We start from the raw sequence: 18,441 nt of genomic DNA on the forward strand, positions 1-18,441 counted from the left end.
GCCCGCCGGCGCACAGTCATCGCCGTCCTTGCAGGCTTATCCGGCATCATCCCACGATGCCCGCCTACGTCGACACGCACTGCCACCTCGATGCGCCGGAATTCGGCGACGAGGCAGCGGCCGTCCGCCAGCGCGCGCAGCGGGCCGGCGTGGCGCATTGCGTCATTCCCGCGGTCGACGTCGCCGGCTTCGGCGCCGTGCGCGCACTGGCCCACCGGGGCGGCGACAGCTATGCGCTGGGCATCCACCCGGTTCGCACCGGGGAGGCGCGCGAGCAGGACCTGGCCGAGCTCGACCGGTGCCTGCGCGAGCTGCGCGACGACCCGCGGCTGGTCGCCGTCGGCGAGATCGGGCTCGACCATTTCGTGCCGGGGCTGGACCGCGAACGCCAGGAATTCTTCTACCGCGAGCAGTTGCTGCTGGCGCGTCGCCACGGCTTGCCGGTCATCCTGCACGTGCGGCGTTCGGCCGACCGGCTGCTCAAGCACCTGCGCGAGCTGCCCGTGGCCGGCATCGCCCATGCCTTCAACGGCAGCGAGCAGCAGGCGCGCGCGTTCGTCGAGCTCGGCTTCAAGCTCGGCTTCGGTGGCGCCGTGACCTACGAGCGGGCGCTGCAGTTGCGCCGGCTCGCCGCCGGCCTGCCGCTGTCGGCGCTGGTGTTGGAAACCGACGCGCCCGACATCCCGCCGCGCTGGCTCTACCGCACCGCGGCCGAGCGCGCCGCCGGCCAGGCGCAGCCGCGCAACGAACCGGCCGAGCTGCCGCGGATCGCGGAGGTGGTGGCCGGGCTGCGCGGCGTGCCGGCCGAGGCGCTGGCCGAAGCGACCACGCGCAACGCCTGCGAGGCGCTGGCCAGGCTGGCGCCACTGCTGGGCGCCCGATAATCGGGCGCCGTGACCGTCCACCCTGCACCGCTGCCCGAGGTCAACTTCTCCGACCACGGCGACATCCGCTACCTGCACCTGGGCACGGAATGGGTGCAGGGCTCGATGCGGATGGACGAGCCGTTCGACATCCACCTCGAGTACGTGCAGCGCATGATGGCCTGGCTGCTGTTCGTGGAGCCGGACACGGTGGCGCGCCGGCATGCCATGCAGCTCGGGCTCGGCGCAGCCGCCCTGACCAAGTTCTGCCACAAGCGCCTGCGCATGAAGACCACCGCGATCGAGCTCAATCCGCAGGTGATCGCGGCCTGCCGGCTGTGGTTCAGGCTGCCGCGCGACGACTCGCGCCTGTCCGTGATCCTGGGCGATGCGGCCGAGGTGGCCGCGCACGGGCACTGGCGCGGCCAGGTGGATGCCCTGCAGGTCGACCTGTACGACCAGCAGGCCGCCGCGCCGGTGCTGGACAGCCAGTCCTTCTATTCGGATTGCCGCCGCCTGCTCGGCGAGGACGGCTGCATGACGGTCAACCTGTTCGGCCGCTCCTCCAGCTTCGAGCGCAGCCTGGCCCGCATCCAGGCGGCGTTCGGCCCGGGCTCGACCTGGGCGTTCCGGCCCACGCGCGAGGGCAACACCATCGTGCTGGCGCTGCGCACGCCGCAGCATCCGTCGCGCGCCGAGCTGGTGCGCCGCGCCGACGCGATCCAGTCGCGCTGGGGCCTGCCGGCCGGCAAGTGGCTGCGCGTGTTCAAGGCTGTGGAATGATCCGCCCATGAGCCCATCCGCCCGCCCCCGCCCCGCCGACCGCAGCGCCCCGCAGGGCCCGCTGGACTGGCGCTGGCTGGTCGAGTGGCTGAGCGAGGACGGCGTGATCTCGGCGGAAGAAGCCCGCCGCACGGTCGCGCGCTGCGCCCAGGCCGAGAGCGCCCAGCACCCGCTGGTGCGGCTGGCGGCGGTGGCGATGACGCGGGCCGGCGACGGCAAGCCGCTGGACATCGAAGCCCTCACCCAGTACCTGGCCGGCCGCGCCGGGCTGGACTACCTGCGCATCGACCCGCTCAAGGTCGACGTGGGCCGGGTCGCCGATGCCATGAGCGCGGCCTACGCCGAGCGCCACCGCGTGCTGCCGGTGCAGGTGGCGCCCAGCGAGGTGGTGGTCGCCACCGCCGAGCCCTTCGTCACCGACTGGGTGGCCGAGGTCGAGCGGCAGGCCAAGCGCCCGGTGCGGCGGGTGCTCGCCAACCCGCGGGACATCCAGCGCTACACCGCGGAGTTCTTCGCGCTCGCCCGGTCGGTGCGTGCGGCGCAGCGCACCGGCGGCAGCGCCGGCGCCGCCAGCTTCGAGCAGCTGGTCGAGCTGGGCCGCAGCAACAAGCAGCTCGATGCCAACGACCAGGGCGTTGTGCAGGTGGTCGACTGGCTGTGGACCTACGCCTTCGACCAGCGCGCCAGCGACATCCACCTGGAGCCGCGGCGCGAGCAGGGCGTGATCCGCTTCCGCATCGACGGCGTGCTGCACCCGGTCTACCAGATGCCCATGGGCGTGCTCAACGCCATGATCGCGCGCATCAAGCTGCTCGGCCGCATGGACGTGGTGGAGAAGCGCCGGCCGCAGGACGGCCGGATCAAGACCCGGAACACGCGCGGCGACGAAGTGGAGATGCGGCTGTCGACGCTGCCGACCGCCTTCGGCGAGAAGATGGTGATGCGCATCTTCGACCCGGACACCACCGTCAAGGACCTGGATGCGCTGGGCTTTTCGCCCCACGATGCGCAGCGCTGGGAGGCGCTGGTGCGGCGCCCGCACGGGATCGTGCTGGTCACCGGCCCGACCGGCTCGGGCAAGACCACCACGCTGTACTCCACCCTCAAGCGGGTGGCCACCGAGGAAGTGAACGTCAGCACGGTGGAGGACCCGATCGAGATGATCGAGCCGGCCTTCAACCAGACCCAGGTGCAGCCGCAGCTGGACTTCGGCTTCGCCGACGGGCTGCGGGCGCTGATGCGGCAGGACCCGGACATCATCATGGTCGGCGAGATCCGCGACCTGGAGACGGCCGAGATGGCGGTGCAGGCGGCGCTGACCGGCCACCTGGTGTTCTCCACGCTGCACACCAACGACGCACCCTCGGCCGTCACCCGCCTGATGGAGCTGGGCGTGCCGCCGTACCTGATCAACGCAACCGTGCTCGGCGTCCTGGCGCAGCGCCTGGTGCGCACGCTGTGCCGCAAGTGCCGCCAGCCCGACGAAGCCGGCCCGCGCGAGACGGTGGAGGAAGTGGTCAGGCCCTGGAAGCTCAGCGGCAGCTGGCGACCCTACCGCCCGGTCGGCTGCGTGGATTGCCGCATGACCGGCTTCCTGGGCCGGATGGGGCTGTACGAGCTGCTCACGGTCACCGAAGCGTTCAAGGAGCGGGTCGCGCACCAGCCCTCGATCGACGCGCTGCGCCGCCAGGGCATCGCCGACGGCATGCGGCCGCTGCGGCTGGCCGGTGCGCTGCGCGTAGCCGAGGGCCTGACCACGCTGGAGGAAGTGCTCACCGCCACGCCGCCGCTATCCTGACGCCGGCACCGCCGTCAGCTTCGCGTCAGCCGTCGAATACGGGAAATCCACATCGGCGCGCGGCAACCCAACCGCAAGAATGGCCGGCTTACCTGCCAAGGAGACTTCACTTTGAGAATCAAGAGCCAGAAGGATTTCGCGGCCGGCCTGATGTTCACCATCGTCGGCGTCGCCTTCGCCTGGGGTGCGACCAATTACACGATCGGCGACGGCGCGCGCATGGGGCCGGGCTACTTCCCGCTGGCGCTGGGCATCCTGCTGGCGGTCCTGGGGCTGGCGATCACCTTCGGTGCGCTGGTCGTGGAGACCGAGGACGGCGAGAAGATCGGCGCCATCGCATGGAAGCCGCTGGGCTTCATCATCGGCTCCAACGTGCTGTTCGGCGTGTTGCTGGCCGGCGTGCCGAGGTTCGGCATCCCCGCATTCGGCCTGATCGCGGCGATCTACGGCCTGACCTTCGTCGCCTCGCTGGCCGGCGACGAATTCAAGTTCAAGGAAGTCGCCGTGCTGGCCACGGCGCTGGCGATCCTGAGCTACCTGGCCTTCGTCAAGCTGCTGGCCCTGCAATTCCCGGTGTGGCCTTCCTTCCTCGTCGGCTGAAAACGCACCCATGGAACTGATCAACCACCTCTCGATCGGCTTCGGCGTCGCCTTCACGCCGATCAACCTGCTGTACGCCTTCATCGGCTGCCTGCTGGGCACCATGATCGGCGTGCTGCCCGGCGTCGGCCCGGTCGCCACCATCGCCATGCTGCTGCCGGCCACCTATGCGCTGCCGCCGGTGTCGGCGCTGATCATGCTGGCCGGCATCTACTACGGGGCTTCCTACGGCGGCTCCACCACCGCCATCCTGGTCAACCTGCCGGGCGAATCGTCCTCGGTGGTGACCGTGATCGACGGCTACCAGATGGCACGGCGCGGCCGCGCCGGACCGGCGCTGGCGGCGGCCGGCATCGGCTCGTTCTTCGCCGGCTGCGTCGGCACCCTGATCCTGGCGGGCTTCGCCGGGCCGCTGACCGAAGTGGCCTTCAAGTTCGGCCCGGCCGAGTACTTCTCCCTGATGGTGCTGGGCCTGATCGGCGCCGTGGTGCTGGCCTCCGGCTCGCTGATCAAGGCGGTGGCCATGATCATCCTGGGGCTGCTGCTCGGGCTGGTGGGCACCGACGTCAACTCGGGCGTGGCGCGCTACTCGTTCGACATCCCCGAGCTGACCGACGGCCTGGGCTTCATCGTGATCGCCATGGGCGTGTTCGGCTACGGCGAGATCATCATGAACCTGTCGCGGCACGCCGACGAGCGCGAGGTGTTCACCGCCAAGGTGTCGGGCCTGTTTCCGACCCGGGAGGACTTCCGCAACATGCTCCCGGCGATCCTGCGCGGCACCGCGCTGGGCTCGGGGCTGGGCATCCTGCCGGGCGGCGGCGCGCTGCTGTCGGCCTTCGCGGCCTACACCATCGAGAAGAAGACCCGGCTGCGCCCCGGCGAGGTGCCGTTCGGCAAGGGCAACATCCGCGGCGTCGCGGCACCCGAGTCGGCCAACAACGCCGGCTCGCAGACCGCCTTCATCCCGCTGCTGACCCTGGGCATCCCGCCCAACGCCGTGATGGCGCTGATGGTCGGCGCCATGACCATCCACAACATCCAGCCCGGCCCGCAGGTGATGACCAGCAACCCCGAGCTGTTCTGGGGCCTGGTGGCGTCGATGTGGATCGGCAACGCCATGCTGGTGATCCTGAACCTGCCGCTGATCGGCATCTGGATCAAGCTGCTGACCGTGCCCTACCGCTGGCTGTTCCCGGCGATCGTGCTGTTCTGCGCCATCGGCGTGTACTCGACGAACAACAACACCTGGGACATCTGGATGGTGGCGCTGTTCGGCATCGTCGGCTACTTCTTCCTCAAGCTCGGCGCCGAGCCGGCCCCGCTGCTGCTGGGGCTGATCCTGGGCCCGATGATGGAGGAGCACCTGCGCCGCGCGCTGCTGCTGTCGCGCGGCGACTGGTCGGTGCTGGTGACCCGCCCGATCTCGCTGGGCCTGCTGCTGGCGGCGCTGCTGCTGCTGGTCATCGTGCTGCTGCCGGCCGTCAAGAGCAAGCGCGAGGACGTGTTCCACGAAGAGGATTGAGGCCCTTGCGCAGGCCCTTCCCCAGCGGCGCCTTCGGGCGCCGTTTCGCTGGCGCCGCCACGATCGGCCCCCGATGAGTTCGTCCCGGCCCGCCATGCCCGAAGCGATCGCCGCACCGGGCCGCCTGCTGCCGGGGCTGGCGCTGGCGACGGCCGGCGCGATCGCGTTCAGCGGCAAGGCCATCATCGTCAAGCTGGCCTACCGCTACGGCGTCGACGCGGTCACGCTGATCATGCTGCGCATGCTGTTCGCGCTGCCCTTGTTCGCCGCCATGGCCTGGTGGGCCAGCCGCGGCCGGCCGCCGCTGCAGCGCCGCGACTGGCTGGGCGTGCTCGGGCTGGGTTTCACCGGCTACTACCTCTCGAGCTTCCTCGACTTCGCCGGCCTGCAGTACACCACCGCTTCGCTGGAGCGGTTGATCCTGTATCTCAACCCCACCATGGTGCTGCTGCTCGGCTGGGCGCTGTACCGCAAGCCGTTCTCGCGCGCGCAGCTGGCCGGCATGGCGATCAGCTATGCCGGCGTGCTGCTGGTGTTCGGGCAGGAGATGGGGGCGGTCGGTCCGGACGCGGCGTGGGGCGCCACGCTGATCTTCATCAGCACCGTGACCTATGCCGTCTACCTGGTCTACAGCGGCGAGCTGGTGCAGCGGCTCGGCTCGCTGCGGCTGGTGGGGCTGGCCACCTCGGTGGCCTGCGTCTTCTGCATCGCCCAGTACCTGCTGCTGCGGCCCGCCGGCCTCGCGCTGGAAGTCGCACCCGAGGTGGTCTGGCTGTCGGTGCTCAACGCCACGCTGTGCACGGCGGTGCCGGTGCTGCTGGTGATGATGGCCATCGAGCGCATCGGGCCGGCCCTGTCCGCGCAGACCGGCATGGTGGGCCCGCTGTCCACCATCCTCATGGGCGTGCTGATCCTGGGCGAGCCGTTCACCGGCTGGATCGTCGCCGGCACCGCGCTGGTGATCGCCGGCATCTGGGTGTTCACGCGCGGGCGGCGCTGACCCCCCTCGCGTCCTTATGATCGACGCTTCGTTCACCAACTCGGGCTGACATGGATCTGGGCATTGCAGGCAAGTGGGCGCTGGTGTGCGGCGCCAGCAAGGGGCTGGGCTTCGGCTGCGCGCAGGCGCTCAGCCGCGAAGGCGCGAACGTGGTGCTGGTCGCGCGCGGCGCGCCGGCGCTGCAGCAGGCGGTGCAGCGGCTGCAGTCCGAGCCGGCGCGGCCGAAGGATGCGCAGGTGCTGCAGGTCGCCGCGGACATCACCACGCCCGAAGGCCGCGCCGCGGTGTTCGCGCTGCGGGCCGACTACGACATCGTGGTCACCAACGCCGGGGGCCCGCCGCCGGGCGATTTCCGCGACTGGGACCGCGAGGCCTGGATCCGGGCGCTGGACGCCAACATGCTCACGCCCATCGAGCTGATCAAGGCCACGGTCGACGGCATGGCGGCGCGCGGCTTCGGCCGCATCGTCAACATCACGTCGATGGCGGTGAAGGCGCCGATCGACATCCTCGGGCTGTCCAACGGCGCCCGCAGCGGGCTGACCGGCTTCGTCGCGGGTGTGGCGCGCACGCGCAAGCTGGCGGCGGCCAACGTCACCATCAACAACCTGCTGCCCGGTGCGTTCGACACCGACCGGCTGCGCGCCACCATGGCAGGTGCGGTGAAGAAGACCGGCCAGACGATGGATGCGGTGGCGGCCGCCCGGATGAACACCATCCCGGCGAACCGCTTCGGCACGCCCGAGGAGTTCGGCGCCACCTGCGCCTTCCTGTGCAGCCGCCACGCCAGCTACATCACGGGCCAGAACGTGCTGATCGACGGCGGCGCCTACCCGGGCACGCACTGATCGCGACGGGCGCTCAGCGCCGCGACGACACCACGATGCCGCCGACGATCAGCACGAACGCGGCGGCGTGGTACAGGTGCGGCATCTCGCCGAGCAGGGCCGCCGACAGCACGCCCGCGAACAGCGGCGTGAGGTTGGAGAAGAACCCGGCGATGGTCGGCCCCACGCGCTGCACGCCCAGGCCCCAGCTGCGGTAAGCCAGGATCGCCGGACCCAGCGCCACGTAGCCCAGGGCCGCGACCACCGGCCAGCCCCACGCGATGCGCTGCGGTTCGGCCGCCCATTCGCCGGCGGCGAACAGGCCCGACCAGCCCAGCCCGAACACCATCTGCGCCATCAGGAGCGCGGCCCAGTCCGAGCGGATCTCCGGCGGGTCGCCGGGGCGCACCAGCAGCCAGCTGTAGACCGCCCAGGCGGCGGTGGCCAGCAGGATGAAGAAGTCGCCGGGCACCAGCCGCACCTGCGCCAGCAGTTCCCAGTCGCCCCGGCCGAGCACCACCAGCACGCCGGTGATCGACATCGTGGCGCCCAGCAGCTGGCGGCGCGTGATGCGTTGGCCGAACCACACCGCGCCGATGCCCAGCATGAAGGCCGGCGTGCTGGCGGCCACCAGGGTGACGTTCAGCGGCGTGGAGGTCTTCAGCGCCAGGTACTGCAAGGCGTTGTACGCGCCCACCCCCAGCAGGCCCAGCACCGCGAACCGGCGCCACTGCGGCCACAGCGGTCCGCCGCGGCGCAGCAGCGAAGCCGTCACCGGCAGCAGCAGCACGAAGGCCAGTGCCCAGCGCAGGAAGTTCAGCGTGATGGGCGGCACCAGCCCCACCATCATGCGCCCCACCACCGCGTTGCCGGCCCACAGCAGCGGAGGGAGGACCAGCAGGCCGGCGGTCGCGGGGGTCAGGCGTTGGTGCATGGGCCGCAATCGTAGTCGGGGCATGGCGCAGCCCCGCGGCGCGCCGGTGCAATCCGTGGCAGGATGGCGCGCGTCCCGCAAGCACCCGAGGAAGAGAGCATGAGCCGAGCCGTCCGCATCGACCAGACCGGTGGTCCCGAGCAACTGAAGATCGTCGACGTGGAGGTCGGCCAGCCCGGGCCCGGGCAGATCCGCATCCGGCACAAGGCGGTCGGCCTGAACTTCATCGACGTCTACCACCGCACCGGCCTGTACTCGCTGCCGCTGCCGCTGCAGATCGGCATGGAAGCCTCCGGCGTGGTGGAGGCGGTCGGGGAGGGCGTCACGCACCTGAAGGCGGGCGACCGTGCGGCCTATGCCAGCCAGCCGCCCGGCAGCTATTGCGAAGTGCGCGTGATGCCGGCACAGAACGTGTGCCGGCTGCCCGACGCGATCGACTTCGACACCGGTGCCGCCATGATGCTCAAGGGACTGACGGCCCAGTACCTGCTCAAGCGCACCCTGCCGCAGGGCGGGTTGCAGGCCGGCGACCCCGTCCTGTTCCACGCCGCCGCCGGCGGTGTCGGCCTGATCGCCTGCCAGTGGGCCCGGGCGCTGGGGCTGCAGTTGATCGGGACGGCCGGCTCCGACGAGAAGTGCGCGCTGGCCAAGGCGCACGGCGCGGCCCACGTGATCAACTACAACAGGGAGGACTTCCGCGAGCGGGTCAAGGCCATCACCGGCGGCCGTGGCGTGAAGGTGGTGTACGACTCGGTCGGCAAGGACACCTGGGACAAGTCGCTCGACTGCCTGGCGCCGTTCGGCCTGATGGCCAGCTTCGGCAGCACGTCCGGGCCGGTCCCGCCGTTCGCACCCGCCATCCTGGGCCCCAAGGGCTCGATCTACGTGACCCGGCAAACGCTCTTCACCCACATCTCCAGCCGCGAGGCCACCCAGGCCATGGCCGACGAGCTGTTCGACGTGGTCGCCAGCGGCCAGGTGAAGATCCGCATCGACCAGCGCTACCCGCTGGACCAGGTGCAGCAGGCGCACCGCGACCTGGAAGCGCGCAAGACCACCGGCTGCACCATCCTCACGCTCTGAGGCTGCCGCCCCGGCAGGCCGGCGCCGCACTGCCCATCTGCCGGCGCGCGACGGCCGGTGGGCCTTTGCTCCTGAACAGGCGCTGAACGCCCATTCCTACAGGCGATTGGCCCGGGTGCTTGCAAGGCCTGCTGCACGCGCGGGGTAGATTGGCGCTCAGTCGAAGTACCTTCCGCAGCCCTGCAGGCGGGCCGCAGCCAATGCCCATGGCCCTGAGAGCCTATATCGTCGAGGACAGCCCCACGATCCGGGAGAACCTGGTCGAAACGCTGCAGGAACTGGCTGAGGTGCAACCGGTCGGCCTGGCGGACAGCGAGAACGAGGGCAAGCGCTGGCTGTCCCAGCACCCCGAGGGCTGGGACGTCGCGGTAGTGGACCTGTTCCTGCGGCAGGGCAACGGCCTTCGGGTCGTGGAGGCGCTGCAGCAGCGGCGGCACGGACAGAAGGTGATCGTGCTGAGCAACCACGCGACCGCCGACATGCGTCGGCGTTGCGCGCAACTCGGCGCCGACGCCGTCTTCGACAAGTCCACCGAGATCGACGCCTTGCTCGACTACTGCGTCCGGGCGCGCGGCGAGCTGGAAGCCGCCTGAGCGCCGGCCGGCTCAGTCGCGGGCGGCCCGCGCCGCTTCCAGGAAATCGAGCAGCAGCGGGGTGTCGTCCACCACGCCGAGGTCGGCCCGGTGCAGCTCCGGGTGCCATTGCACGGCCGCGATCCAGGCCCGGCTGGTGTGGCGGACGGCCTCGACCACGCCATCGTCGGGCGAGACCGCCTCGACCGTGAAACCGGGAGCGAGATCCTTGATACCCTGGTGGTGGACGCTGTTGGTGCGGTGCCGCCGGGCGCCCAGCAGCTGCGCCAGCCGCGTGCCGGGCAGCACGTCGACGTCATGGAAGTGCAGGTCGTAGGCCTGCGCGTCCCGGTGCACGCGGGCGCCCGGCTTCTGGGTGACGATGTCCTGGTAGAGCGTGCCGCCGTGCGCCACGTTGACCAGCTGCAGCCCGCGGCAGATGCCGAACACCGGCTTGCCGGCCGCGACGAAGGCACGCACCAGGGCGATGTCGTACTCGTCGCGCAGCCGGTCGCCGCTCCACTCGGGTCGTAGCGGCTCCTCGCCATAGCTGCCGGGCCAGATGTCGGCGCCCCCGTGCATCACCAGTCCGTCGAGCCAGCGCGCGTAGTCGGCCAGCCCCACGTCGCCACGGGCCGTGTCGCCGAAGGGCGAGGGCACCATCACCGGCAGGGCGCCTTGCGACATCACCCAGTGCGCCGTGGATTGCTCGATCCACTGCAGCGTCTTGCTGGCCGCCGCCTTGCGGTCCGGGTCGGGGTGGAAGAAGCAGGCGCTGATGCCGATCTTGAGCCGGTCCGTCATCCTGCCCTGGCTGCTCACATCGCCTCCTCGAAAAAGCGTCTGAAATCGGCCGGCGTGCACGGCCGCGGGTTGGTCCGGTGGCAGATGTCGGCGCTGGCGACGTCGGCCAGCCGCGGCACCTGTTCCACTTGCACGCCGTGGGCCGCCAGGCCGCCGCGGATGCCGATGCGGTCCTTGAGGGCGCGCAGCCAGTCCACGAACGCCGCGCCACCGCCGGCCACGCCGCTGACGTGCGCCAGCTCGTCGAATTTCGCGGGCACGGCCGCGCGGTTCCAGTCCAGCACGGTATCGATCATGAGCGCATTGGCCAGGCCGTGGTGCAGGTTGCAGACGGCGCCCAGCGCGTGCGCGCAGGCATGCACGGCACCCAGGTCCTTCTGGAAGGCGATGGCGCCCATCATCGCCGCCATCAACATGTCGCCGCGGGCCTCCAGGTCGTGCGGCTCGCGGACGGCCCGCTCCAGCGCGCGCGCGGCGATCCGCGTGCCTTCCAGCGCGATGCCGTCGCACAGCGGGTGGTAGGCCGGCGACAGGTAGCTCTCGACGTTGTGCGTCAGCGCATCCATGCCGGTGGCGGCGGTCACCGACGCCGGCAGGTCGAGCGTCAGTTCCGGGTCGGCGAAGACCTGCCGCGCGAGCAGGGCGGCGCCGAACACCACCCGCTTGAGGTGCGTGTCGTCCTCGCTGATCACGGCCGACCGGCCGACCTCGGAGCCGGTGCCGGCGGTGGTGGGCAAGGCCACGAACCAGGGCAGTTCACCGGGGACCGGGCGGGCAGACGGGTGGCCCCAGGCGTACTGGAGGATGGGGCCTTCGTGGGTGGCGGCCAGCCCGACCACCTTGGCCACGTCCAGCGCCGCACCGCCGCCGAAGCCGATCACGCAGTCGGCCCCATGGGCGCGGAAGGCGGACGCGCCATCCATCACCTGCTGTGCCGTCGGGTTGCCCGACACGCCCGCGTACACGGACACGGCCAGGCCCTGCAGGTGCGACCGGAATTCGGCCAGCAAGGGCAGCGCCGCCAGCGCACCGTCGGTGACCAGCAGCGGCCGCGCCAGCCCGCGCTCGCGCAGGTGGCCCGCCACTTCGCGGCGCACGCCGGCGCCGAAGCGGATCGCGGTCGGGAAGGAAAAGCCGGCGGCGGCCATCAGATGATCTCGAAGTAGCGCTTCAATTCCCAGTCGGTCACGCCATCCTGCCACTGCCGCCATTCCCATTCGCGGGTGGCGGCGAAGTGCTCGACGAAGGCATCGCCCAGCCAGTCGCGCGCGATCGCCGACTGCCGGAAGTTGCGGGTGGTCTCGATCAGCGAGCGCGGCGCCGGCGGCACGCCTTCCGCGCCCCGGTTGGTGCCGGTGATCGGGGGCGTCGTGAGTGCCAGGCCCTGCTCGACGCCGTGCAGGCCGGCCGCGATCACGGCGGCCATCGCCAGGTAGGGGTTGACGTCGGCGCCGGGGCAGCGCGTCTCCAGCCGCGTGGACTTGGGCGAGCCCGCGATCACCCGGAAGCTGGCGGTGCGGTTGTCCAGGCCCCAGGTCGGCTTGACCGGCGCCCAGAAGCCTTCGACCAGCCGCTTGTAGCTGTTGATGGTGGGCCAGAACATCGGCGCGAACTCCATCAGCACCTGCAGCTGGCCGGCCAGCCAGCTCTCGAACAGGCGGCTCATGCGGCGCGGCGAGCCCGGGTCGTGGAAGAGGTTGCGCTGGCCATCCGACAGGCTCTGGTGGATGTGGCCGCTGCAGCCCGGGTACTGCTGGCTCCACTTGGCCATGAAGCTGGGCATGATGCCGAAGCGCTTGCCGATCTCGCGCGCGCCGGTCTTGAACAGGATGGAGCGGTCGGCCTGCTCCAGGGCCTCGGAAAAGGCCAGCGCGGCCTCGTAGACGCCGGGGCCGGTTTCCGTGTGCAGGCCCTCGATCGGGACGTTGAAGGCCAGCATCTCGTCCATCAGCGCGTGGAGGAAGCCGGGGTTGTCGGCCATGCGCAGCACCGAGTAGCCGAACATGCCCGGCGTGATCGGCTCGGGCGGCTGCCCGCGCTTGGCCGCCCAGCTCTGGGGCGTTTCGCGGAAGTTGAACCACTCGAACTCCATGCCGGCCATGACCTGGTAGCCGAGCCTTTCGGCGCGGCCCAGCACCCGCTTGAGCGCCTGGCGCGGGCACAGGGCGTGCGGCGTGCCGTCGGCGTTGACGAATTCGCCCAGGAAGAAGGGCACGCCCTGGTCCCAGGGCACGCGCCGCTGCGTGCCCAGCTCGATGCGCACGAGTGCGTCGGGAAAGCCGTGCTGCCAGCCGGTCGCCGTGGCGTTGTCGTAGGGGCTGTCCTGCATGTCCCAGCCGAACACCACGTCGCAGAAGCCGAAGCCGCCTTCGCAGGCGGCCAGGAACTTGTCGATGTGCAGGTACTTGCCGCGCAGGATGCCGTCGATGTCGCTGACGGCCACCTTGACCTGGGTGGCGCCGTCGTCCTTCAGGGCGGCCAGGGCGGGATGGGGCTTGCGGGTCGGCATGGGCGGGGCCTGGGTGGCCCTGCCATGCTGGCACGGTTCGGCCGCGCCGTGTGGCCGCCGCTCTCTCAGGCCGCCGTTTCGTGCTGGGTGGCCAGCACGTCGGCGCGCAGCCGGCTGGGCGCCAGCGCGCCGGCCGACTCCAGGATCGGGTAGGCGATCGAGCAGATGTGCGAATTGATCCGCTTGAGGTCGCTGATCAGGTCGATGTGCAGCGAGCTGGTCTCGATGCTCGGCACGCTGTTGTCGGACAGGCGCGACAGGTGGGTGGACGCGAAGGCGTGCTCCAGGTCGCGAAAGCGCGCCTTCTCCTCCAGCAGCTTCTGCGCGTCGCGCACCGAGCCGTTGAGGAACACGCTCATGCCCAGCCGCAGGTTGTCGATCAGGTGGGCGTGCAGCTCGCAGATCTCGGCCATGCCGGCGTCCGAGAAGCTGCGGCCCTTGCGGATCTTCTTGTCCTCGATGTCGATCAGGATGCGCTCGATGGTGTCGCCGATCTGCTCCATGTTGATCGTGAAGCTGACGATGTCGGTCCAGCGCCGGCTTTCCTCCTCGCCCAGTTCCTCGCGCGAGATCTTGGTCAGGTAGTACTTGATGGCCGAATAGAGCTCGTCGACCGTGTCGTCGAGCTTGCGCAGCTCCTGCGACAGCCGCATGTCGTCCGTCTTCACCACCGTGAGCATGCCCTGCAGCATGGTCTCGACCACGTCGGCCTGGTGCAGCGCCTCGCGCGCCGCGCAGGAGATCGCCAGCGAGGGCGTGCCCAGCGCCGAGGGATCCAGGTGGCGGGGCCGGCTGCTGGGGGCGCGCTGCGGCTGCGGCGGCAACCAGCGCAGCACGGCGCGGGCGATCGGGTGGATCAGGGCGATGAACAGCACCGCCATCACGATGTTGAAGCTCAGGTGGAACATCACCACGGTGGTGGCCAGGTCGCCCAGGAACGGGCGCAGGTAGCGCAGCCACAGGCCGACGAGCGGCGCCGCCACCAGCACGCCCAGGCACTTGAAGATCAGGTTGCCCAGCGGCACGTGCCGCACCTGCAGCGGCGAGCGCGCGGTGGTGAGCACGCCCAGCAGCCCGCTGCCGAGGTTGGCCCCCAGCACCAGCCCGAGCGCCATCTCGATCGGCACGAACCCGGTGGACGCCAGCGCGGCCACCAGCAGCACGGTGGCGAGGCTGGAATAGGACAGCACCGCCAGCACGGCGCCCACGGTGATCTCCAGCAGCAGGTCGCTGCTGACCGACTCGAGCAGCGCCTTGACCACCGGCGACTGCACCATGATCTGGGTGGATTCGGCGACCAGCCGCAGCGCCAGCAGCATCAGCCCCAGGCCGATCAGCACCCGGCCGAAGCGCCCGACGTTGGTGTCGGTGCGGGAGATGAACAGCACCACGCCCAGGAAGATCAGCAGCGGCGACAGCCAGGACAGGTCGAAGGAGAACACCACCGTCACCAGGCTGGTGCCGACGTCGGCACCCAGCATCACGGCCAGCGCCAGCGGCAGGGTGATCAGGCCCTGGCCGACGAAGGCGGACACGATCAGCGCCGTGGCGGTGCTCGATTGCAGCAGCGCCGTGACCCCGATGCCGGCCAGGCCTGCGGTATAGCGGTTGCTGATGCTGCGCGCGAGGACCTGGCGGAGGTTGGCGCCGAAGACGCGCAGGATGCCGGTCCGGACGAGATGGGTGCCCCACACCAGCAGCGCGACGGCTGCCAGCAGATTCAACAGATGCTTCATGCCTGAAGCACCGGATGATACGACGGAGGTTCCTGTTTGCGGCGCAGGCTCAGCGGCTTCGGCGCACGCGCAACAGTTCGTCCAGGATCAGGCAGGCGGCGCCGGCGGTGATGGCGGCGTCGGCCACGTTGAAGGCCGGGAAGTACCAGCCGCGCCAGTGCACCTGCAGGAAGTCCACCACGTAGCCGTGCAGCAGCCGGTCGACCACGTTGCCGACCGCGCCTCCCAGGATGCAGGCCAGCGCGAAGGAGAACAGCCGCTGCCCCGGGTGGGTGCGCAGCATCCAGAGGATGAACAGGGTGGCGGCCACGCCGATCGCGGTGAACAGCCAGCGCTGCCAGCCGGAGGCCGCCGCCAGGAAGGAGAAGGCGGCCCCGGTGTTGTGCACCCGCACGATGTTGAAGAAGGGCGTCACGTAGGTGGAGTCGCCCAGCTGGTACCAGCCCAGGATCAGCACCTTGGTGAACTGGTCGGCGATGAACAGGAACAGCGCCAGCCCCAGCCAGGGCAGCATGCCGGCGCTGCGGCTCGCGCCGCGGGCGAATGCGCGTGCCGCCATCAGGCGTGCTGCCGGTCTTCGCCGGCGCCGAACAGGTTGCTCACGCAGCGGCCGCAGATCTGCGGGTGCGCGGGGTCGCTGCCGACGTCGGCACGCCAGTGCCAGCAACGCTCGCACTTGGTGTCGGCCGAGGGCGTGGCCTGCACCGCCAGCGCCTCGCCCGGTTGCAGCGTGACGGCGGAGGTGATGAAGACGAACTTCAGGTCCTCGCCCAGGCCTTGCAGCAGCTGCAGCTCGGCCGGCGGGGCGGTGATCGCCAGGCTGGCCTGCAGCGAGGAGCCGAGCCGGCCCTCGGCGCGGACCGCCTCGATCTCCTTGTTGGCGAGCTCGCGGATGGCGCGGATGCGGCCCCAGCGGGCCAGCAGCTCGCGGTCGGGCGAGCCGATCTCGGCGTACTCCTCGATGAAGATCGAGTCGGAGTGGCCGAACACCTTCCAGGCCTCCTCGGCGGTGAAGCTGAGGAAGGGCGCCATCCAGCGCAGCATGGCGTGGGTGATGTTCCACAGCGCGGTCTGGGCGCTGCGGCGGGCGTGCGACTTCGGCGCGGTGGTGTAGAGCCGGTCCTTGAGCACGTCCAGGTAGAACGCGCCCAGGTCCTCCGAGCAGTAGACCTGCAGCTTGGCCACCACCGGGTGGAACTCGTACACCTCGTAGTGCGCCAGCACCTCGGCCTGGAACTGCGAGGCGCGGCTCAGGGCGTAGCGGTCGACCTCCAGCATCTCGGCCAGCGGCACCGCGTCCCTGGCGGGGTCGAAGTCGCTGACGTTGGCCAGCAGGAAGCGCAGCGTGTTGCGGATGCGCCGGTAGGCGTCGACCACGCGCGCCAGGATCCTGTCGTCGCCGGCGATGTCGCCCGAGTAGTCGGAGGCGGCCACCCACAGCCGGATGATCTCGGCGCCCAGCTTCTTCCAGGTCTCCTGCGGATCGACGCCGTTGCCCAGCGACTTGCTCATCTTGCGGCCCTGGGCGTCGACCGTGAAGCCGTGGGTGAGCAGGCCGCGATAGGGCGCGCGGCCGTACATGGCGCAGGCGGTCAGCAGCGCGGAGTGGAACCAGCCGCGGTGCTGGTCGTGGCCTTCCAGGTACAGGTCGGCCTCGGGCCCGTTCTCGTGGCCGGCGCCGGCGTGCGAGCCCTTGAGCACCGTGGTGTGGGTGGTGCCGGAGTCGAACCAGACCTCCAGGATGTCGCTGCTGCGCGTGTAGGCGGTCGCGTCGGCCGCGGCCCCCACTTTCGCCAGCACGTCCTCCGGCGAGGACTTGCTCCAGGCCTCGATGCCGCCGGCCTGCACCAGGTCGGCGGCGATGTCGAGGATTTCCATCGTCTTCGGGTGCAGCTCGCCGGTGTCCTTGTGCAGGAAGAAGGGCAGGGGCACGCCCCAGCTGCGCTGGCGGCTGATGCACCAGTCGGGCCGGCCGGCGATCATGTCGCGCAGGCGGGCCTTGCCGTTCTCCGGATAGAAGCTGGTTTCCTCGATCGCGGCCAGCGCCATCTGGCGCAGCGTGGCGGGCGCCTTGTCCCGGGTGAACACGCCTTCGCCCTCGTCCATGCGCACGAACCACTGGGCGGCGGCGCGGTAGATCACCGGCGACTTGTGGCGCCAGCAGTGCGGGTAGCTGTGCGAGATCGGCGAGGTGGCGAGCAGGCGGCCGGCCTTGTCCAGGACGTCCAGGATGGCCGGGACCGCCTTCCAGATGTTCTGGCCGCCGAACAGCGCGAAGTCGGCGGCGTAGCTGCCGTTGCCCTGTACCGGGTTGAGGATGTCGTCGAATGCGAGGCCGTGCGCCACGCAGCTGTTGAAGTCGTCCAGGCCGTAGGCCGGCGAGGAGTGGACGATGCCGGTGCCGTCTTCCGCGGTGGCGTAGTCGGCCAGGTAGACCGGCGACAGGCGGCGATAGGCCGGGTCGACCTCGTACAGCGGGTGCCGGAAGGCCAGCCCCGCGAGCTGCGCGCCCTTGACCGTCGCGAGCACGGTGCCGCCCTGCAGGCCATACCTTTCCAGGCAGCGCTCCACCAGCGAGCTGGCCAGCACCAGGCAGCCCCGCTTGGTGTCGACCAGCGAGTAGTCCAGCTCCGGATGGAGGTTGAGCGCCTGGTTGGCCGGGATGGTCCAGGCGGTGGTGGTCCAGATGACGGCGAACACCGGCTGGTCCCGGCGGACGGGATGGCCGAACGCAGCGAACACGCGGGCCGGCTCATCCGCCTCGAACGCCACGTCCAGCGTCTGGCTCTGCTTGTCGGCGTACTCGATCTCGAACTCGGCCAGCGAGGACCCGCAGTCGAAGCACCAGTACACCGGCTTCAGCCCGCGGTAGACGAAGCCGCGCTCGATCACCCGCTTGAAGGCGCGGATCTCGTCGGCCTCGTTGCGGAAATCCATGGTGCGGTAGGGATGGTCCCAGTCGCCCAGCACGCCCAGCCGCTTGAAGTCGGCCATCTGGATGCCGATCTGCTCGGTGGCGAAGGCGCGGCTTCTGGCCTGCATCTCGTCGCGCGGCAGGTTGCGGCCGTACTTCTTCTCGATCGCGTTCTCGATCGGCAGGCCGTGGCAGTCCCAGCCGGGGATGTAGGCGGCGTCCAGCCCCTTGAGCTGGCGCGACTTCACGATCATGTCCTTGAGGACCTTGTTGACCGCATGCCCCATGTGGATCTGCCCGTTCGCATACGGGGGGCCGTCGTGCAGGATGAACTTCTGGCGGCCCTTGCGCGCATCGCGCAGGCGCTTGTACAGGCCCTTGTCCTCCCACTCCTTCACCCACCCCGGCTCGCGCCGGGGCAGGTCGCCGCGCATGGGAAAGGGCGTGTCGGGCAGGTTCAGGGTGGCGCGGTAATCGGTCTTGTCGGTCATGG

At 70.4% G+C, this 18,441-nt stretch carries 16 protein-coding genes; 9 read left to right on the forward strand and 7 right to left on the reverse strand.

Annotated elements, in window-relative coordinates:
• Window positions 1–56: 56 nt before the first annotated feature.
• The 7 genes from V6M57_RS02790 (at window position 57) to V6M57_RS02820 (ending at window position 7,417) form a co-directional block, all read left to right on the forward strand.
• Entirely contained in the window at window positions 57–884 is an 828-nt protein-coding gene (locus V6M57_RS02790; RefSeq protein ID WP_332813450.1) for a TatD family hydrolase, read from the forward strand.
• A gap of 9 nt (window positions 885–893) precedes the next feature.
• A complete protein-coding gene (locus V6M57_RS02795; RefSeq protein ID WP_332813451.1) occupies window positions 894–1,646 on the forward strand; it encodes a spermidine synthase in 753 nt (250 codons plus the stop codon).
• A gap of 7 nt (window positions 1,647–1,653) precedes the next feature.
• On the forward strand, window positions 1,654–3,444 hold the full coding sequence (locus V6M57_RS02800; protein WP_332813452.1) for a GspE/PulE family protein: 1,791 nt from the start codon (window positions 1,654–1,656) through the stop codon (window positions 3,442–3,444).
• 111 nt (window positions 3,445–3,555) lie between these two features.
• A complete protein-coding gene (locus V6M57_RS02805) occupies window positions 3,556–4,044 on the forward strand; it encodes a tripartite tricarboxylate transporter TctB family protein (protein ID WP_332813453.1) in 489 nt (162 codons plus the stop codon).
• A 10-nt stretch (window positions 4,045–4,054) separates the two neighbouring features.
• Window positions 4,055–5,569 carry a tripartite tricarboxylate transporter permease gene (locus V6M57_RS02810; protein WP_332813454.1) on the forward strand — a complete coding sequence of 505 codons (1,515 nt, stop codon included), beginning with the start codon at window positions 4,055–4,057 and terminating at the stop codon, window positions 5,567–5,569.
• A 73-nt stretch (window positions 5,570–5,642) separates the two neighbouring features.
• Window positions 5,643–6,569, forward strand: coding sequence for a DMT family transporter (locus tag V6M57_RS02815; protein ID WP_332813455.1), 927 nt, complete (start codon window positions 5,643–5,645; stop codon window positions 6,567–6,569).
• Between the two features lie 50 nt (window positions 6,570–6,619).
• Window positions 6,620–7,417, forward strand: coding sequence for an SDR family oxidoreductase (locus V6M57_RS02820; RefSeq protein WP_332813456.1), 798 nt, complete (start codon window positions 6,620–6,622; stop codon window positions 7,415–7,417).
• 13 nt (window positions 7,418–7,430) lie between these two features.
• On the opposite strand, the gene V6M57_RS02825 is transcribed toward V6M57_RS02820, so the two are convergent.
• The gene (locus tag V6M57_RS02825; RefSeq protein WP_332813457.1) at window positions 7,431–8,330 is read right to left on the reverse strand and encodes a DMT family transporter; all 900 of its coding nucleotides are present in this window, start codon (window positions 8,328–8,330) and stop codon (window positions 7,431–7,433) included.
• A 99-nt stretch (window positions 8,331–8,429) separates the two neighbouring features.
• On the opposite strand from V6M57_RS02825, the gene V6M57_RS02830 reads away from it, so the two are divergent.
• Together V6M57_RS02830 and V6M57_RS02835 are read left to right on the forward strand one after the other, a co-directional pair.
• The gene (locus tag V6M57_RS02830; protein WP_332813458.1) at window positions 8,430–9,413 is read left to right on the forward strand and encodes a quinone oxidoreductase family protein; all 984 of its coding nucleotides are present in this window, start codon (window positions 8,430–8,432) and stop codon (window positions 9,411–9,413) included.
• Between the two features lie 206 nt (window positions 9,414–9,619).
• Window positions 9,620–10,006 carry a response regulator gene (locus V6M57_RS02835; protein ID WP_332813459.1) on the forward strand — a complete coding sequence of 129 codons (387 nt, stop codon included), beginning with the start codon at window positions 9,620–9,622 and terminating at the stop codon, window positions 10,004–10,006.
• Window positions 10,007–10,018: 12 nt separating this feature from the next.
• On the opposite strand, the gene V6M57_RS02840 is transcribed toward V6M57_RS02835, so the two are convergent.
• From V6M57_RS02840 to ileS, 6 genes are all read right to left on the reverse strand, one after another.
• Entirely contained in the window at window positions 10,019–10,789 is a 771-nt protein-coding gene (locus tag V6M57_RS02840) for a gamma-glutamyl-gamma-aminobutyrate hydrolase family protein (RefSeq protein WP_332813543.1), read from the reverse strand.
• Between the two features lie 14 nt (window positions 10,790–10,803).
• Window positions 10,804–11,937 (reverse strand): iron-containing alcohol dehydrogenase, encoded by a 1,134-nt coding sequence (locus V6M57_RS02845; RefSeq protein WP_332813460.1) that lies wholly within the window; start codon window positions 11,935–11,937, stop codon window positions 10,804–10,806.
• Complete coding sequence (locus V6M57_RS02850) at window positions 11,937–13,298, reverse strand: glutamine synthetase family protein (RefSeq protein WP_332813461.1); 1,362 nt, start codon at window positions 13,296–13,298, stop codon at window positions 11,937–11,939. The genes V6M57_RS02845 and V6M57_RS02850 overlap by 1 nt, the downstream gene beginning before the upstream one ends.
• A 65-nt stretch (window positions 13,299–13,363) precedes the next feature.
• Window positions 13,364–15,034, reverse strand: coding sequence for a Na/Pi cotransporter family protein (locus V6M57_RS02855; RefSeq protein WP_332813462.1), 1,671 nt, complete (start codon window positions 15,032–15,034; stop codon window positions 13,364–13,366).
• 49 nt (window positions 15,035–15,083) lie between these two features.
• Window positions 15,084–15,593, reverse strand: coding sequence for a signal peptidase II (lspA, locus tag V6M57_RS02860; protein WP_332813463.1), 510 nt, complete (start codon window positions 15,591–15,593; stop codon window positions 15,084–15,086).
• The gene (ileS, locus tag V6M57_RS02865) at window positions 15,593–18,439 is read right to left on the reverse strand and encodes an isoleucine--tRNA ligase (protein ID WP_332813464.1); all 2,847 of its coding nucleotides are present in this window, start codon (window positions 18,437–18,439) and stop codon (window positions 15,593–15,595) included. Before ileS ends, lspA begins: the two co-directional genes overlap by 1 nt.
• Window positions 18,440–18,441: the final 2 nt, after the last annotated feature.

Source organism: Ramlibacter sp., assembly GCF_036676645.1.
GTDB lineage: Bacteria > Pseudomonadota > Gammaproteobacteria > Burkholderiales > Burkholderiaceae_C > Ramlibacter.

Bases quoted from the DNA above. Each gene is read 5' to 3' on its own strand.
- V6M57_RS02825 (WP_332813457.1), bottom strand. From the start codon at position 8,330: ATGCACCAACGCCTGACCCCCGCGACCGCCGGCCTGCTGGTCCTCCCT.
- V6M57_RS02845 (WP_332813460.1), bottom strand. From the start codon at position 11,937: ATGGCCGCCGCCGGCTTTTCCTTCCCGACCGCGATCCGCTTCGGCGCC.
- V6M57_RS02815 (WP_332813455.1), top strand. From the start codon at position 5,643: ATGAGTTCGTCCCGGCCCGCCATGCCCGAAGCGATCGCCGCACCGGGC.
- V6M57_RS02830 (WP_332813458.1), top strand. From the start codon at position 8,430: ATGAGCCGAGCCGTCCGCATCGACCAGACCGGTGGTCCCGAGCAACTG.
- ileS (WP_332813464.1), bottom strand. From the start codon at position 18,439: ATGACCGACAAGACCGATTACCGCGCCACCCTGAACCTGCCCGACACG.
- lspA (WP_332813463.1), bottom strand. From the start codon at position 15,593: ATGGCGGCACGCGCATTCGCCCGCGGCGCGAGCCGCAGCGCCGGCATG.
- V6M57_RS02790 (WP_332813450.1), top strand. From the start codon at position 57: ATGCCCGCCTACGTCGACACGCACTGCCACCTCGATGCGCCGGAATTC.
- V6M57_RS02850 (WP_332813461.1), bottom strand. From the start codon at position 13,298: ATGCCGACCCGCAAGCCCCATCCCGCCCTGGCCGCCCTGAAGGACGAC.
- V6M57_RS02840 (WP_332813543.1), bottom strand. From the start codon at position 10,789: ATGACGGACCGGCTCAAGATCGGCATCAGCGCCTGCTTCTTCCACCCC.
- V6M57_RS02810 (WP_332813454.1), top strand. From the start codon at position 4,055: ATGGAACTGATCAACCACCTCTCGATCGGCTTCGGCGTCGCCTTCACG.
- V6M57_RS02800 (WP_332813452.1), top strand. From the start codon at position 1,654: ATGAGCCCATCCGCCCGCCCCCGCCCCGCCGACCGCAGCGCCCCGCAG.
- V6M57_RS02835 (WP_332813459.1), top strand. From the start codon at position 9,620: ATGGCCCTGAGAGCCTATATCGTCGAGGACAGCCCCACGATCCGGGAG.
- V6M57_RS02855 (WP_332813462.1), bottom strand. From the start codon at position 15,034: ATGAAGCATCTGTTGAATCTGCTGGCAGCCGTCGCGCTGCTGGTGTGG.
- V6M57_RS02820 (WP_332813456.1), top strand. From the start codon at position 6,620: ATGGATCTGGGCATTGCAGGCAAGTGGGCGCTGGTGTGCGGCGCCAGC.